Annotated in this window: 16 protein-coding genes; 10 read left to right on the top strand and 6 right to left on the bottom strand. The window is 71.8% G+C overall.

Translation table 11 applies throughout. The features are described from left to right. Window positions 1-33 precede the first annotated feature (33 nt). Entirely contained in the window at window positions 34-1041 is a 1008-nt protein-coding gene (locus GFH48_RS28170) for a Gfo/Idh/MocA family protein (RefSeq protein ID WP_153290914.1), read from the top strand. 146 nt (window positions 1042-1187) lie between these two features. Then, window positions 1188-1946 carry an SDR family oxidoreductase gene (locus GFH48_RS28165; protein WP_153290913.1) on the top strand — a complete coding sequence of 253 codons (759 nt, stop codon included), beginning with the start codon at window positions 1188-1190 and terminating at the stop codon, window positions 1944-1946. Between the two features lie 275 nt (window positions 1947-2221). On the opposite strand, the gene GFH48_RS28160 is transcribed toward GFH48_RS28165, so the two are convergent. Further along, a complete protein-coding gene (locus GFH48_RS28160) occupies window positions 2222-3526 on the bottom strand; it encodes a D-alanyl-D-alanine carboxypeptidase family protein (RefSeq protein WP_153290912.1) in 1305 nt (434 codons plus the stop codon). A gap of 340 nt (window positions 3527-3866) precedes the next feature. Between GFH48_RS28160 and GFH48_RS28155 the strand changes: the two genes are divergently transcribed. Both GFH48_RS28155 and GFH48_RS28150 read left to right on the top strand, forming a co-directional pair. Next, window positions 3867-5327 carry an ABC transporter permease gene (locus tag GFH48_RS28155; RefSeq protein ID WP_153290911.1) on the top strand — a complete coding sequence of 487 codons (1461 nt, stop codon included), beginning with the start codon at window positions 3867-3869 and terminating at the stop codon, window positions 5325-5327. Between the two features lie 101 nt (window positions 5328-5428). Next, window positions 5429-6148, top strand: a complete 720-nt coding sequence (locus tag GFH48_RS28150) for an ABC transporter ATP-binding protein (protein WP_153290910.1) — start codon at window positions 5429-5431, stop codon at window positions 6146-6148. 16 nt (window positions 6149-6164) lie between these two features. On the opposite strand, the gene GFH48_RS28145 is transcribed toward GFH48_RS28150, so the two are convergent. Beyond that, window positions 6165-6488 carry a nuclear transport factor 2 family protein gene (locus GFH48_RS28145; protein ID WP_153290909.1) on the bottom strand — a complete coding sequence of 108 codons (324 nt, stop codon included), beginning with the start codon at window positions 6486-6488 and terminating at the stop codon, window positions 6165-6167. 214 nt (window positions 6489-6702) lie between these two features. Between GFH48_RS28145 and GFH48_RS28140 the strand changes: the two genes are divergently transcribed. The 3 genes from GFH48_RS28140 (at window position 6703) to GFH48_RS28130 (ending at window position 8602) form a co-directional block, all read left to right on the top strand. Further along, on the top strand, window positions 6703-7248 hold the full coding sequence (locus tag GFH48_RS28140; RefSeq protein WP_153290908.1) for a DoxX family protein: 546 nt from the start codon (window positions 6703-6705) through the stop codon (window positions 7246-7248). 245 nt (window positions 7249-7493) lie between these two features. Next, a complete protein-coding gene (locus GFH48_RS28135; protein ID WP_153290907.1) occupies window positions 7494-7838 on the top strand; it encodes a MazG-like family protein in 345 nt (114 codons plus the stop codon). Between the two features lie 77 nt (window positions 7839-7915). Continuing rightward, complete coding sequence (locus GFH48_RS28130; RefSeq protein ID WP_153290906.1) at window positions 7916-8602, top strand: histidine phosphatase family protein; 687 nt, start codon at window positions 7916-7918, stop codon at window positions 8600-8602. A gap of 269 nt (window positions 8603-8871) precedes the next feature. Here GFH48_RS28130 and GFH48_RS28125 read toward each other — a convergent pair whose 3' ends face one another. Then, window positions 8872-9894: a LacI family DNA-binding transcriptional regulator gene (locus GFH48_RS28125; RefSeq protein ID WP_153290905.1), complete on the bottom strand. Its 1023-nt coding sequence runs from the start codon at window positions 9892-9894 to the stop codon at window positions 8872-8874. A gap of 109 nt (window positions 9895-10003) precedes the next feature. Between GFH48_RS28125 and GFH48_RS28120 the strand changes: the two genes are divergently transcribed. The 3 genes from GFH48_RS28120 to GFH48_RS28110 all read left to right on the top strand — a co-directional run bounded on the left by GFH48_RS28120 (window position 10004) and on the right by GFH48_RS28110 (window position 13056). Next, the gene (locus GFH48_RS28120) at window positions 10004-11173 is read left to right on the top strand and encodes a phytanoyl-CoA dioxygenase family protein (protein WP_153290904.1); all 1170 of its coding nucleotides are present in this window, start codon (window positions 10004-10006) and stop codon (window positions 11171-11173) included. Window positions 11174-11215: 42 nt separating this feature from the next. Continuing rightward, on the top strand, window positions 11216-11980 hold the full coding sequence (locus tag GFH48_RS28115; RefSeq protein ID WP_153290903.1) for an SDR family oxidoreductase: 765 nt from the start codon (window positions 11216-11218) through the stop codon (window positions 11978-11980). Window positions 11981-12051: 71 nt separating this feature from the next. Continuing rightward, entirely contained in the window at window positions 12052-13056 is a 1005-nt protein-coding gene (locus GFH48_RS28110; RefSeq protein WP_153290902.1) for a Gfo/Idh/MocA family protein, read from the top strand. 224 nt (window positions 13057-13280) lie between these two features. Here the strand turns inward: GFH48_RS28110 and GFH48_RS38675 are convergent, their stop codons facing one another. The 3 genes from GFH48_RS38675 to GFH48_RS28095 all read right to left on the bottom strand — a co-directional run bounded on the left by GFH48_RS38675 (window position 13281) and on the right by GFH48_RS28095 (window position 15866). Next, window positions 13281-13904, bottom strand: coding sequence for a hypothetical protein (locus GFH48_RS38675; protein ID WP_194280700.1), 624 nt, complete (start codon window positions 13902-13904; stop codon window positions 13281-13283). Window positions 13905-14094: 190 nt separating this feature from the next. Beyond that, window positions 14095-15447 carry a hypothetical protein gene (locus GFH48_RS28100; RefSeq protein WP_153290901.1) on the bottom strand — a complete coding sequence of 451 codons (1353 nt, stop codon included), beginning with the start codon at window positions 15445-15447 and terminating at the stop codon, window positions 14095-14097. Then, window positions 15447-15866, bottom strand: coding sequence for a hypothetical protein (locus tag GFH48_RS28095; protein WP_153290900.1), 420 nt, complete (start codon window positions 15864-15866; stop codon window positions 15447-15449). The genes GFH48_RS28100 and GFH48_RS28095 overlap by 1 nt, the downstream gene beginning before the upstream one ends. Between the last annotated feature and the right edge of the window lie 96 nt (window positions 15867-15962).

Here is a 15962-nt window from a genome sequence, read left to right as displayed (position 1 = left end):
AGCGCATCAGGGTGACAGAGCGAAGGGCCGGGAATGACGGGCGAGCACGAGCGGGTGCGGTGGGGGATTCTGGCGACCGGTGGGATCGCCGCGGCGTTCACGGCGGATCTGGTGGACATGCCGGACGCGGAGGTGGTGGCCGTGGCCTCGCGGACCGACGCCTCGGCGAAGGCGTTCGCCGAGCGGTTCGGGATCCCCCGGGCCTACGGGGACTGGGCGTCGCTCGCCGCCGACGAGGACGTCGACGTCGTGTACGTGGCGACTCCGCACTCGGCGCACCGGCAGGCGGCCGGGATGTGTCTGGAGGCCGGGCGTCATGTGCTGTGCGAGAAGGCGCTGACGCTGAACGTGCGGGAGGCAGAGGAACTGGTCGAGCTCGCCCGCCGGCACGACCGCTTCCTGATGGAAGCCATGTGGATGTACTGCAACCCGCTGATCCGCCGGCTCAAGGGGCTCGTGGACGACGGTGTGATCGGTGAGATCCGCAGCGTGCAGGCCGACTTCGGGATCAACGGCCCGTTCCCGCCCTCGCACCGGCTGCGCGACCCCGCGCAGGGCGGCGGCGCGCTGCTCGACCTCGGTGTCTACCCGGTGTCGTTCGCGCATCTGCTGCTCGGGGAGCCCGCGGGCATCACGGCGAGAGCGGTGCTCTCCGACGAGGGCGTCGATCTCCAGACCGGAGCGGTGCTCACCTGGGAGAGCGGTGCTCTCGCTTCGGTGCACTGCTCCATCAACGGCAGCACCCCCGTCATGGCCTCCGTCACCGGCTCACAGGGCCGCATCGAGATCCCCGGCGGTTTCTTCTTCCCGGAACGGTTCGTGCTGCACCGCGACGGGCGCGACGCGGAGGAGTTCCCGGCCGACCCGGCGCACGGCCCGCGCAACAGCCTCAAGCACGAGGCCGCCGAGGTGATGCGCGCGCTGCGGGCCGGCGAGAAGGAGTCCCCGCTCGTCCCCCTCGACGGCAGCCTCGCCGTGATGCGCACGCTCGACGCGGTACGCGAGCAGATCGGCGTCCGCTACCCCGACGAGACGGACTGACCGGCCCGGCAACCGACCGGGCTGACGGCTGACGGCTGACGGCTGACGGCTGACGGCTGACGGCTGACGGCTGAGCGTTGCGGAACGGGGGCGTGGGACGCGAGGCGCCCCGCGTCCCCGCCTCGCCGTCGATACGCTGCGGCCCCATGAATGCCAAGCAGACGAAGATCGCGGTAGTGACCGGGGCGGGCTCCGGCATCGGCCGCGCGGTGGCCGTCGAACTGCTGCGCGCCGGCTGGTCGGTGGCGCTGGCCGGACGCCGGACCGGGCCCCTGGAGGAGACGGCGGCCCTCGTCCCCCGGGCACCTTCCGCGGCCGTACGGGCGGACGTCGCCCGCCCCGAGGACGTGACCGCCCTCTTCGCCTCCGTGCGCGAGCGCTTCGGACGGCTCGACCTGCTCTTCAACAACGCCGGAACGTTCGGCCCGGGGGGCGTACCCGTCGAGGAACTTCCCTACGAGGCGTGGCGGCACGTCGTGGACACCAACCTCAACGGGGCGTTCCTGTGCGCGCAGGCCGCGTTCCGGCAGATGAAGGAACAGGACCCGCAGGGCGGCCGGATCATCAACAACGGCTCGATCTCGGCGCACGCGCCGCGTCCGCGGTCGATCGCGTACACCGCGACCAAGCACGCGGTGACGGGCCTGACCAAGTCGCTGTCCCTGGACGGGCGCGCGTACCGGATCGCGTGCGGCCAGATCGACATCGGCAACGCGGAGACCGACATGACCTCCGGAATGCGCACGGGAACGCCGCAGGCGAACGGGGACCTCGCGGTCGAGCCGGTGATGGACGCGGCGGACGTGGCCCGCACCGTGCGGCACATGGCGGAGCTGCCGCTGGAGGCGAACGTGCAGTTCGCGACGGTGATGGCCACCGCGATGCCCTACGTGGGGCGCGGTTAGGGCACTCCCGCCCTCTTCGTCAACGTCTCAACTTGCACAAACGGAAGCTGAACCTCCGCACTATAAGACCCGGTAGCGGGCTTATGCTCGTGTCGCCTCCACGAGAGCTTCACACTCGGAGTGGAGGACTTCGGTACGACCACGGTCCACACCGAGGGGGGAGGCGGCAGCCGTTCCGCGGCCCGGCCGGGGGGCGGACCTCGCGCGGGACGCGAGGTGGGTTCCGGGCCGAGGGACGGCTGCCTCCGCATATCCGACGGCTGTCCGCCGCACCGTCACCGCCGGTGACGCGCCTCCGGGTCTCCCGGCTCCGAAGCCTCCGGGTCCGAAACCCCCGGATCGACGGTTCCCGGGCCGGACGCCCCCGGGCCGGACGTCGCGGCCTCGCCCGCCGCGACCACGCGCCGTCGCCGTCGCCTGCGCCACGCGACCGCACCGCCCGCGAGCAGCGCGACCGCTCCCCCGGCCCCGCCGACCAGCCCCCACGACGAATCGCTCGTCTCCGCCCGTGCGGGTGCGCCGGCGGCGGCCCTCGGCGGCTTCCTGCCGGGTGCCGCCTTGGCGCCGCCCTCGCTGAGCGGGGCGACCAGCGTGCCCACCGGACGCGCGCCGGCGCCCTGCCGGAACCCCCAGTCGAGCAGCGCCGCCGTCTCCTCGTAGACGCCGCTGCCACCGCTCTTCGGATGCATCACCGTGACCAGGAGGGTCCGCCCGCCGCGGGTCGCGGCGCCGGTGAAGGTGTTGCCGGCGTTGCTGGTGTAGCCGTTCTTGACGCCGATGAGACCGTTGTACGTCGGTACGCCCCACGCGCCGGTCAGCAGGCGGTCGGTGTTCTGGATCTGGAAGGTCTTCTTGCCGCCCGCCGGGAAGTCCGCGGTCCGCGTCGAGCAGTAGGCGCGGAAGTCGGCGTCGGCGAGGCCGTGCCGGGCGAAGAGCGTCAGGTCGTACGCGGAGGAGACCTGGCCCTTGTGGTCGAACCCGTCGGGGCTGACCACATGTGTGTCCAGGGCCTGCAGGTCCTGGGCCTTGGCCTGCATCTGCGCGACCGTGCTGTCCACGCCGCCGTTCATGTGGCTGAGCACGTGCACCGCGTCGTTCCCGGAGCGCAGGAAGACGCCGAGCCACAACTGCTCGACGGTGTAGGTGATTCCGGGTTTGACACCGACGAGGCTGGAGCCCGCGGGAATCCCGGCGAGGTCGGCGTCGGTCACCCGGTGCCGCTCGGTGCGTTCGAACTTCTTCAGCACGGTGTCCGCGAAGAGCATCTTCAGCGTGGAGGCGGGCGCCAGCAGCCGGTGCGCGTTGTACGAGGCGAGCACCTCGCCGCTGACGTGGTCGGCGACCATCCAGGACCGGGCGGTGAGGTGCTTGGGCAGTCCCGAGGCTCCGCGCACCTGGACGCCCCCGCGGCCCAGCATTTCACCGCCGATCGCCGCGGCGCGGGCCGTCGACGGAGCGGCGGAGGGGGTGGCGGCGGCCGCCGGGGACGCGGCGGCCAGCGGGACGGCCGCGGCGAGGCCGAGCGCCGCACGGCGGGACAGCACGGCGGCACGCGGGGGAAGCGGAGAGGAATCGCGCATCTCGGGACCGTACAAAGCCGGTCCGCGCCGCCGTACGGCGGGGTGGCGAAAGAGCCGCCGTGCGCCGGTGCCACAGAGGAAGGGCACAGCGCTGCCACAGACACGGCACAGCGGCGGGCCGCACGCCGCACCCGGCCGTCGCGCGCCAACGGGACCCCACCCAACAGGGGTTTCCTGGCAATGGCCCCTCCGGACCCTGGGAATCAGCTGTCTTACCCGATATTGATGTCCGGCCCGGCTTTCTCAGCTCTCGCACACCTCGCACTCAGCCCCGCTCAAAGGTTTCTCCATAGCTTGTGGCCGCGCCCACAGCGGGCGCCGAGAACCTTTGGGGAACGGGATGTTTGGCATCTATCTCAAGCGTGAGCTGAGCCGGCGCAAGAAGGCGACCCTGGTGATCGCCATGGGTCTGGCCCTCGGAATCGCGCTGGTCATCACCGTCAACTCGGTGTCGGCCGGCATGCAGCAGGCCCAGGGCAAGGTCCTGAAGTCGCTGTACGGGCTCGGCACCGACATGACCGTCACGAAGGCCCGTCCGGCATCCACGGGCAGTTCGTCCGGGCGTCCGAAGTTCGATTTCGACGCCAAGTCCGACAGCGGCACGACCCAGAGCTCGGACCGGGTGATGACGCAGGGCGGGCAGTCCCTGAAGTCCTCGCTCGTCACCCGGGTCGCCGCGCAGAAGGGCGTGTCGGGCGCGGTGGGCGCGCTCAGCCTGAACGTCACCAAGGTCGACGGCTCCTTCACCCGGGGCACGGCGAAGTCCTCCACCTCCTCGGGATCGGGGTCCTCCGGTGCCCAGCAGGGCGGTCCGGGCGGCGGGTCCGGGCAGCCGCAGGTGCAGGGCGGCGGCGCGTCCTTCGACGTGAACTCGTACTCCGTCGCGGGCGTCGACGTCACCCACCAGGATCTCGGCCCGCTCGCCACCTCGAAGATCACCACGGGCCGGACGTTCACCGCGGCCCAGACGGACGCGAAGGTCGCGGTCCTCAGCGCGTCGTACGCCAAGGAGAACAAGAAGACGGTCGGCGGGACCCTCACGATCTCCGGCACCAAGTACACGGTCATCGGGATCGCGACACCGGACAGCAGCGAGTCGACGACCGACGTCTACCTGCCGCTGAAGCAGGCGCAGACGTTGGGCGACGCGAAGGACGAGGTCACCACGATCTACGTCGAGGCGGCCGACTCGAAGCGGATCGACACCGTCAAGGCGGCCATCCAGAAGAACATCTCGGGGACCACGGTCACCACCTCCGCGGACCTCGCGGACACCGTCTCCGGTTCCCTGTCGACCGCCTCCGACCTGGCGGCCAGCGTCGGCAAGTGGCTGTCCGTCGCGGTGCTCGTGGCCGCGTTCCTGGTGGCGGCGCTGCTGACCTCCTCGGCCGTGTCCCGCCGGGTGCGTGAGTTCGGCACCCTCAAGGCGCTCGGCTGGCCGTCCCGCAGGGTCACCCGCCAGGTCGTCGGCGAGTCCGTCGTGAACGGTCTGCTCGGCGGCGCGCTCGGGATCGCCCTGGGCCTCGGCGCGGCGTACGCGGTGACGGCGATCAGCCCGAAGCTGACCGCGGAGCTCGGCTCCACCGGCGGGGGCGGCATGGGCGGGGGGCCCGGTGGCGGCGGGCCCGGCCGGCAGGCGGTCAAGAACACCATGGAGATCGCGCTCTCCGCGCCGGTCTCGGTGACCACCATCGCGCTCGCGGCGGGTCTGGCCATCGCGGGCGGTCTCGTCGCCGGCGCGATGGGCGGCTGGCGAGCCTCCCGGATGCGCCCCGCGGACGCGCTGCGCAGCGTGGCGTAACGCCCCTCCCCGGGCGAAGAACACCCCGAGCCGGGGCGCCGCGTCCCCTTCGCCCCCGACCGCGGCGCCCCACCCCTTCCCCTTCATCTTCGGAGAACCTCATGTACAAGCTCACCGGCGTCACCAAGCGCTACTCGCGGGGCAAGGAGACGGTGGAGGCGCTGCGCGGCGTCGACCTCACCATCGAGGACGGCGACCAGCTCGTCATCCAGGGTCCCACCGGCGGCGGCAAGTCGACCCTGCTCCAGATGATCGGCGGTCTGGACCGCCCGTCCTCCGGCAGCGTCGAGCTGGACGGCGTCGACCTCGCCTCCGTCGGCGAGGCCCGGCTGACCCGGCTGCGCGCCGAGAAGATCGGCATCATCTTCCAGTCGTTCAACCTCATCCCGACGCTGACCGCGCAGGAGAACGTCGAGACCGCGCTCGTACCGCTCGGCGTCAAGCCCGCGGAGCGACGCGAACGCGCCGCCGAGGCACTGCGCTCGGTCGGTCTGGGCGAGCGCCTCACGCACGCGCCGTCCGAACTCTCCGGCGGCCAGCAGCAGCGGGTCGCCATCGCGCGTGCCCTGGTCAAGAAGCCGAAGGTGCTCCTCGCGGACGAGCCGACCGGCAACCTGGACGAGGGCACCCGGGACGACATCATGCGGCTGCTGGAGGGGCTGTGGCACGAGTACGGGCTGACCTTCGTCCTGGTCACCCACGACTCGTCGATCGCCCGCCGCGCGCCGCGTCTCGCCACCATCAGGGCGGGGCGGATCACGCTGACCGAGCAGGGCGGCGGTGCCCGGCACACAGAGCCCCGCCACGCCGTCCAGCGGTGAGCGGGGCGGACCGGGCCTAGGCCTGGCCGGTCTCGAAGCGGGTGACCTTGCCGCCGTCGACGGTGAAGCTCCACCTCGTCTTCATCTCGCCCCAGGTGTCGTTGCTGTAGCGGACGACGAGGGCGTGGCCGCCCCGGGACTCGTTGTCGACGTCCATGTGGCCGTGGGAGGAGAAGATCTCCCGCTCGGTCCAGTCGGCGAGGTCATGGTCGGAGCCGTCGTCGGCCATGGTCGCACCGGGCGCGAGGACGGCCTCGAACGCCTCGCGGTCGTGCGCGTTCACAGCGGTGACGAAGGCCCGCACGGCCGGGTCGCTGAGTCTGGCTACCTGAATCGTCATGGCAGTCAGCGTCACACCCCTCCCGCCGGCCCGCCACCCGTCCCACGCGTCGACCGGCCCCGGTCGACCACCCGGACAGCCACCGGGCCGGCACCCGAACAGCCGCGCGCGCCGGGTGCGGGGCGGTGGCGCGGGCGACGGTGGGGGAAGGCCGGCGGAGGACGGCCGTCGAAGGACGCATGCCGTCATCCCTCGAGCCCGGTTGGGAGCCACCGTGACCTGTTTCGACCGCAGAGACCTCGGACTGCTGCTGCTCCGTCTGGGCACGGGCGGCGTGCTGGCCGCGCACGGGGCGCAGAAGCTGTTCGGCTGGTTCGGCGGGGGCGGGATCTCCGGGACGGCGATGGCCATGGCCGCGATGGGGTACGTGCCCGGGAAGCAGAGCGCGCTCGCGGCGGGCCTCGCCGAGGCCGGCGGCGGCACACTGCTGGCGCTGGGCCTCGCGACACCCGCGGCCGGCGCCTCCGCGGCGGGGGCGATGGCGGGCGCGACCGCGGTGAACCTCCCGCACGGGTTCTTCGCCCAGGAGGGCGGGTTCGAGTACGCGGCGTCGCTGGGCCTGACCGCCGCGGGGCTCGCCGTGACGGGCCCCGGCCGGATCTCGCTGGACCATCTGCTCGGTCACACCGTGAACCGGGGCTGGATGGTCCCCGCCGCGCTGGGTGTGACGGCGGCGGCGACACTGGCCGTGCTGGGCGCGCGCAACAACCGGATGCGCCGGGCCACCGAGGGCGAACAGGCGACGCTGTTCGACGAGTAGGAGCGGCGCCGGGCGCCGGCGGGGCCGGGCGCTCCGGTGTACGGGCGTCACCCGTGCAAGGACACCAGCGGGTGTACGGACACCACCGACGTGCGGGCGTCACCGACGTGCGGGCGTCACCGACGTGCGGGCGTCACCGACGTGCGGGCGTCACCGACGTGCGGGCGTCACCGATGTACGGGCGTCACCGACGAACGGGTCCATGGGCGGGCGTCGGGTGGCTCGCCCCTGGGGAGGCTGGTGCCATGGCTGATGAAGACGTCTGGGACTCGATCGACCGCCTGCACGACTGGCTCGACGCCGACCGGACACGAGAGGGCGGCGCGCACGACGGCCGTGAGGAACTGCTCCTGCGCATCCTGAAGTTGTCGGAGGAGGTCGGCGAGGTCGCCCAGGCGGTGATCGGCGCGACCGGGCAGAACCCGCGCAAGGGCACCACGCACACCTGGGACGACGTACGGTCCGAGCTCTGCGACGTCGTGATCACGGGCCTGGTCGCGCTGCGCACCCTGGCGCCGGACGCGCGCGAGGTGTTCACGGCCCACCTGGCGGGCGTCACGGAGCGGTCCCTCGGGACGGGCCGGGGCTGAGCCGTACCGCGCGGGGTGGGCCCCGTACCGCGGGGTGGGCCCCGTACCGCCGTACCGCCGTCTGAGAGGGTGACCGTATGCGCCTGATTCTCGTCCGCCACGGACAGACACCGTCCAATGTGGAGTTCCTGCTGGACACCGCCGCGCCGGGACCGGGGCTCACGGCCCTCGGGGAGAAACAGGCCGCCGCGCTGCCCCAGGCGCTGGCGGACGAGGAGATCGACGCGCTGTACGCCTCCACGCTGACCCGTGCCCGGCTGACCGCCGCCCCACTGGCGGCCGCGCGCGGCCTGGACGTACGGGTCCGGGAGGGCATCCGCGAACTGTCCGCCGGGGACCTGGAGATGCTGCGCGGTGACACCGAGGAGGCGCGGGCGTATCTCACGACGGCGTTCGCCTGGGCGGCCGGGGAGACCGCGCTGCGGATGCCTGGCGGGGAGAGCGGCGCGGAGGCGCTGAGCCGGTTCGACGCGGTGGTCGCGGAGGCCGCGGCGAGCGGGGCCGGCTCCGTCGCGATGGTCAGTCACGGCGCCGCGATCCGGGTGTGGACCGCGGCACGCGCGCGCAACGTGGCGGTGTCCTTCGCCACCGGCCACCGGCTGGACAACACCGACGTGGTGGTCCTGGAGGGTTCCCCGGCGGACGGCTGGACGGCCGTGTCCTGGGCGGGCACACCGCTGGACGACGCGGCTTCCGGCCGGGAGAGCGGGCCCACGGGACAGCCGCTGGGTCCCGCCGGGGAACCGCCCGTACCGAACGAGTAGACCGCCGTACCGAACGAGTAGACCGCAGGCCCGAACGGGTGGGCCGCCGGCGCCCGCGTACGGCCGCGGCGCGGAGGCGGTGCCGGCCCCGGCGGGGCACTCCGGCGCCGGCGAGGGGCCCGCGAGGCAACGGCGCCGCGCAGGCATGTCCCTCGCGCCCGCCCCGGCGGGGCCCCGCCCCTAGCCCGTTCGGCCCCCGCCCGAATCCTTCGGGCCCCAGCGGAAACCGTCCGGTCCCGACCCCCTCGGCCCCCGTTCCCGCGGACACCTCACGTCGGCGGCATGTTGTACGGCGTGACCACCTGGATCGCCGACGGGAGGAACGGGCCCTCGTCCGGGAGGGCCCGGTGGGCCCGCATGATGGTCTGGCAGGCGCGGCGCATGTCCTGGCGCAGGTCGTGATGGAGCACCGCGGACAGCCTCCGCTCCCCGAGGAGCCGGGTGTTGTCGTGGTCCAGGTCGTGGGCGACGAAGGCCAGCAGGTCCCGGCCGAGCGCGTCGAAGGCCTCGATGGTCGCGGTGTTCCCGCCGCCGATGGAGTAGACGGCGTTGATCTCCGGGTCCCGCTCCAGGGCCGCGCGGACGAGCTCCCGCTGGGTGGAGTCGAGCCCGTCGCTGTCGGTGACCTCGACCAGCCGGCGTTCCGGCCGCGCGGCGCGCATCTCGCTGCGGAAGCCCATCTCGCGCTCCTCCTCGTTGCGGAAGGAGCCCCGGCTGATGGTGACGAGCACATGGCCGGGGCCGTCGCCGAGCCACTGCCGGATCAGGTAGGCGGCCGTCGCTCCGGCTGCCCGGTTGTCGATACCGACGTACGCCTTGCGCGGGCTGCTGGGCAGATCCGTCACGAGCGTGACCACGGGGATGCCGGCCGCCACCAGCCGTCCGACCGCGGTGGTGACCTCGGGCACGTCGGGCGCCTTGAGGATCACGCCCTGCGAGCCGCGCGCGGCGATCCGGTCCAGGTCCCTCACCAGCTCCGCCGCGGGGTCCGTCTCACGGAAGTGGAAGCGCGAGCGCACGATCGCCGGGTGCAGCGACGGCAGTTCGGCCTCCAGGGCGTCGCGCACCGCGGAGGAGAACCGCTCCGGTGTCTGCATCACGATGTCGATCATGAAGGTACGTCCGCCGATACGGACCTGGGTGCGCTGGCGGTCCAGGTCGTCGATGGCCCGCCGTACCTCCCGGGCCGTGCTCTCGCGGACGCCGCCCCGGTGGTTGAGGACCCGGTCGACCGTCGCCTCGCTCAGCCCGGCCTGACGGGCGATCTCACGGATCGTATAGGGGTGTCCCATGCCTCTTCCTGGAGGTCGGTGATGGGTTTTTGATGGGTTTCTGCTCATTGAATGATGGGCTCGGGTTCATAAGACTGACGGAAACGGCCGCGCGGCGAAAGGACCCTGCATGGCTTCCCAGGACGCGGGACCACACGTGTGGCTGAGCGGGGAGGCGGACTGCGACCTCGACGCCTTCCGCGCGCTGGTCGCCGAGCGCACCGATCCCCGCGACTACCCGTACGCCGCGGAGGTCGCGCACGACGTCCCGCTCTACGACAGCGACCGCGTCCGGGCGGCGGCCGACCCGACCGCGGTGCGCACCGAATGGGTCCGCGCGCTGCTGGACGGCCCCGGAATCGTCGTACTGAGAGGCGCGTTCGCCGACCCGGACGTGGTGGACCGGGCCTCCGGCGTCTTCGGCGCGCTGATCGAGCGGGAGCGGGCGGAGGGCACCGCCCGCGGTGACCACTTCGCGAAGCCCGGCGCCAACGACCGGCTGTGGAGCGCCCTGGACAAAACGGCCCTGCACGCCCCCGAGGTCTTCGCCGACTACTACGCCAACGACATGCTGGCCCTGGTCTGCGAGGCCTGGCTCGGCCCCGGCTACCAGGTCACCTCCCAGATCAACGTCGTCAACCCGGGCGGCGCGGCGCAGAGCGTGCACCGGGACTACCACCTCGGTTTCCTCTCCGACGAGCGGGCGGCCCGCTATCCGGCGCACGTCCACCGGCTCTCCCCCGTTCTCACCCTGCAGGGCGCGGTGGCGCACTGCGACATGCCCGTGGAGTCCGGACCGACGCTGTACCTGCCGCACTCGCAGAAGTACGAGCCGGGCTATCTCGCCTGGCGACGCCCGGAGTTCGCCGCCTACTTCGAGGAGCATCACGTACAGCTCCCGCTGGCCAAGGGGGACGCGGTCTTCTTCAACCCCGCGCTCTTCCACGCGGCGGGCCACAACCGCACGACGGACGTCCGGCGGATGGCGAACCTGCTGCAGATCTCCTCGGCCTTCGGCCGCGCGATGGAGACGGTGGACCGGGAGGCGATGGTGAACGCGCTGTTCCCGGTGCTGCTGCGGCGCCGGAGCGAGGGCGTCGGCGAGGCGTGGCTGCGCCGGGTGGTGGCGGCCTGCGCGGAGGGCTACCCGTTCCCCACCGATCTCGATCTGGACCCGCCCCTGGCGGGGCTCGCCCCGCCGTCGCAGGCCGACACCGTGTGGCGGGCCCTGACGGAGGAGTGGAGCCCTGGGCGGCTGCGCCGGGAACTGCGGGCCGGCGCCGAACGCCGCCGCGCTTGAGCCCTCGGGTCACGCATGATCACTCAGGTCAGGGGAGAACCGATGGGACCACTTCTCGGGGACAGGGTCGTCCTCGTCAACGGCGGCAGTCAGGGCGTCGGCGCGGGCGTCGTGCGGGCCGCCGTCCGGGAGGGCGCGACGGTCGCGTTCACCGGGCGCCGCGCCGAACTCGGCGAGCGGTTCGCCGCGGAGACCGGCGCCACCTACGTACGGGCCGATCTGGCCGATCCCGCGCAGGCGCGCGCCGGCGTCGAGCGGGTCGTGGCCGCGCACGGACGGCTCGACTGTCTGGTGAACGCGGCCGGACTGACCTCGCGCGGCACCCTCCTCGACACCACGCCCGAACTCTTCGACGCGCACATCGCGGTCAACCTGCGGGGGCCGTTCTTCGCGATGCAGGCGGCGGTCCGGCACCTGGTGGACCGCGGGGCGCCAGGCACCGTCGTCAACATCATCACCTCCTCCGCGCACGGCGGACAGCCCTTCCTCGCCCCGTACGTGGCCGCCAAGGCCGGCCTCACGGGTCTCACCCGCAACGCCGCGCACGCCCATCGCTGGGACCGGATCCGGATCAACGGCCTGAACATCGGCTGGACGGACACCGAGGGCGAGGAGGAGATCCAGCGCACCTTCCACGGGGCGGGCGACGACTGGCGGGAGAAGGCGGCCGGGAGCCTCCCGATGGGCAGGCTCGGCCAGGTCGACGAGATCGCCGACTTCGTCGTCTTCCTGCTCTCCGACCGCAGCGGTGTGGTGACGGGCTCGGTCGTCGACTGGGACCAGACCGTCTTCGGCGGACTCGACTGAACACGCCCCGGCTTCGGCCCCGCGGGGCCGTACGAAGGGCTGAGGACATTGGCAACTAGGAGCAACTTCTCATGCGTATAGGCATCTTGGGACTGGGCCGGATCGGCGCCTTCCACACCGCGACGCTCGCCGGACTCGACGCGGTGGAATCACTGGTGGTCACCGACCCGGTGGCCGCGGCGGCCGACGCCGCGGTCGAGCGCTTCGGCGCGACGGCGGTGGACTCCCCCGAGGCGGTGCTCGCCGCCGGGGTCGACGGCATCGTGGTGGCCGCCGCCACCGACGCGCACCCCGCGCTCATCCTGGCCGCGGTCGAGGCGGGCATCCCCGTCTTCTGCGAGAAGCCGGTGGCCCGGACGGTCGAGGAGAGCGTCGCCGTGCTCCGCGCGGTCCAGGACAGCGGAGTCGAGGTGCACATCGGCTACAACCGGCGCTTCGACGCGGGCTGCATGGCCGCGCGCAAGGCCGTGGTGAGCGGCGAACTCGGCAAGCTGCACACCGTACGCTCCACGACCCTGGACCCGGCGCCGCCACCGGCCGCCTACGTGGCGGTGTCCGGCGGCATCTTCCGCGACTGCGCCGTGCACGACTTCGACATCGTGCGCTGGGTCACCGGCCGCGAGGTGACCGAGGTGTACGCGGCGGGCGGCAACCGGGGTGCCGAGTACATCGCCGAGGCGGGCGACGTCGACACCGCGTCCGCGATCCTCACCCTCGACGACGGCACCCTCGCCCTGGTCTCCAACTCGCGCCACAACGCACGTGGTTACGACGTCCGCCTGGAACTGCACGGCATGCGCGACAGCATCGCCGTGGGCCTGGAGGACAAGCTCCCCCTGCGCTCCGTGGAACCCGGCGCGACGTTCCCGGCCGGCACCCCGCACGACTTCTTCATGGACCGCTTCGCCCCCGCCTACCGAGCCGAACTCACCGCCTTCACCGAGGTCGTCGCGGGCCGCGCCACGTCCCCCTGCACGGTCGCCGACGCGATCGAGGCGAGCTGGATCGCGGAGGCGTGCGCGCTGTCGCTGGCGGAGCGGCGGGTGGTTCGGGTGGAGGAGGTGCGGCGGGGGTGAGGCTGCAGGTCCTTCGTGACCTGCTTGCCGAACTTCCGCGCCCGATGTCCTTGACCGGGCCGTACCGCACCACCAGGTCGTACGTCCCGGTCACGGAGGTGTTCAGGAGCAGGTGAGTTCCGAGTGCAGAGGCACGCCGGGACGGGGGCGCCTTTCCTGTCGAGGAACGTGAGGGCATACGGAGCGCTGTCAGCCTCGTCCCGGCAATCGCAAGCTTTACCGCTTCACTTGTTCGCCTTGTGATCGACCACGACTCCTCCGAGTTCCTGGGCCGCTTGCTGTCCGGTGGCAGCGTCGCAGAACTGGACGGTCCAGTTCCCGGCCGTGGCGATGTGGTACGGAACGTGACCATCGCTGAGGAGCAGTCGGATGTAGTCGTTCCGGGCGGCGGTACTGTCATGCAACCTGAGGTGGGCATCGCGCCCGTCGCGGGACTCGGCGCAGGGGTGCGCCTTCGCCGGCCGCGTCTCGCAGAGCACCTGGCCGGCCGACGGCGTCTTCCGCCGCCCGCAGCCGACGGACTTGCCCACCGCGTCGGCGAGGGCGTCGACGCTCTTGTACCGGGGGCCCCCGGGAATGGCGGGCAGGTGATAAAGGGGAGGAAGGGCGACGGCGTCCACGGCTTCGGCGATCGTCGTGGAGTAGCTCGGGGAACTGTTGGGCAGGACGCGGATGAACCAGTTGCCGGCGGCCACGATGGTGTTGCCGCTCCTGCGCCAGTCCGCGATGGAGTCCCCGATCTCGTTCCGGCTGTTCTTCTCGGGATTCAGCACCTGGATCTGATTTTCCACCTCCGTCCCGTCGATCGCGGTCGTGCAGTCGAGGCCGCCGGCCTTGCGCCGGAGCACGTCACAGGTGAAGCCTCCTCGCTTGAGCGCAGCTACCACGTCATCCGCCGTCCGGTACCGCGGTGTCGTCGGGACGTTACTGGGCATGGGGACGAGCTGATCGGAACTGGGGGCCTCGAAGGCGTCACATGCAGTGAGCAGTACCGCCAGGAGACATGCGATCAGCGCCGGTGGGGTCCTCTTCATGGGGTCAGTGCGCTCCTGGCGGTGTGGGGCTCGGGCCGGGGCTCGGCGACGGTGTTCCCGGCTCGGGCTCGCCTGATCCGGTGCCCGTGGTCTGTCCGGTGCTGTAGAGCGGGTCGAGGGAAATGTGGTGTCCCGCGGGAGTCTGCGACTCCAACTGTGCGACAGCCCTGGCGCGTTCATCGTCACTGAGGCCGTTCCAGGCCATCGCGTCGTCCAGGTGCGGTTCCACCTTGTCCCAGTTCCTGCCCCGGACCTTGATGTCGGCGCCGCGGTGGTCCGAGTCGTCACCGTACTGCTCGTTCTTCTCCCGCACGTCCGGGGTGTCGGCGGCGTAGAGGGTGAACAACTGCTTGTCCGTGTCGGAGCCGTAGGGGTCGTCGCGCAGACCCGAAAGGTGGTACGCGCTGAGCCGGACGTCCAGGTCGGGGTGTCCCTCGATGTTCGCGGCGAGTTCGGCGTCGCTCAGGTCGCTGAGGTATCTGCCGTCTTCGAGCTGGAAGGCCTCGCGGTGTTGATCGACTACCGATCGGGCCGTCTCCAGTTTCATGTGCGTGATGCCCAGCGACTTGTCGGGCTTCGCTCCAAGGGTGAGGCTCCAGTCGAAGAACCGGCCGAACTCGGTCAGCGGGCCGCTCAGGGTCGGGTTGGAGTTCTGGTACCACTGTTGCTCCTGCCACAAGACGGCCAGCAGCAGTTTCTGGCTGACCCCGGTCTCGGCGGAGGCCAGTCTCACCTCATTGAGGACGTTCGGCGGGACGTTTATGGGGTGGAGGCCGTTCAGGCCGCCGGACAGACGGAGCGCGATGGCCAGCGGGCTGTCGCCGGCCAGGGCCTCTCTGGCCAGCTCGGGATCGCCGATCTCGGTCAGTCCCTCGATGGTGCGCAGCGTGCGGGCCGCCTCGGCGTCTGCCTTGCCTGCCTTCGTCAAGGCTTCCACGATGACCTGGCGGGCGTGAGTGACCTTCTGATGTTCATCGTCGTCCGGTGACGTGGCGACCGGGCGGGCGAAGTCGACACGACCGCTGTCGTCGACCTTCAGGTCGTGTCGCGCGGCGTAGTCGAGGCCGCTGTGCAGGTCGCGTTGGGCGTCGGCGATGTCGTCGGCGAGATCGTCGTACACCCGGGCCAGCGCGCGAAGGGAGACTGACGCTGCTTCGTAGTCGTCGGCGTGCTTGACGAACCTCTCCCGTGCCGCGCGTCCGGCGTCACCCACCCAGCACTGCCGCAAGGTGGCGGCCATCTCGTCGCGGGCGATGGAGGCGATGCCGTCGCACTGCTTGGCGGCCTGGACCGCGTCACTCGCCGCGTCCCGCCACTGCTGGGGCTTCGCTGTGCCGAGGTCGCTCACCGAGACCATCAGGCGTCCTCCAGCCAGTCGGCCGACTTCCTGAGCCGTGCCGCGATCGACCCGTCGTCGCTGATCTGCCGGTCCATCGCCTCGGTGAGGGCGTCGGTGGCGTCCTCGACCAGATCGCTGAGCTCGCGGAGACGTTTCTGCCAAGCCGTCGCGCAGTCGTTGCTGGCGGCTCCCGCGTCCCAGCCGGCGTGCGTCCTTCCCACGGCCCCGGCGTCGTCGAGCTTCGACTTCCTCCGCGCATCGCCGTGCGCGGTCCGCAGGTTCGACGCCTTGGCCCGGATCGGCGCGTCGGTAAGCCCGAGGTCCACACCCTGCGCTCCCGGCGCGGTCACGGCAACGCCTGCGGAGATTTCCGTACGCGCGTTGCCCTTGCGAAGGGCATCAGCCTTGAGTCGGCCCCACTCTTCCTCGAACGACATGCTTCCCCCATTGCACATGCATCTTGGATAACACCGCTTTGAACACTACCTGTTGGGCACGGAGACCCCTCTGGAGGCCCCGAAGCGCGCCGCCCT

Origin of the sequence: Streptomyces fagopyri (assembly GCF_009498275.1) — a bacterium.
GTDB lineage: Bacteria > Actinomycetota > Actinomycetes > Streptomycetales > Streptomycetaceae > Streptomyces > Streptomyces fagopyri.
Note: the sequence above shows the minus strand (reverse complement) of the source record. Positions and strands in the feature narration are given on the sequence as shown.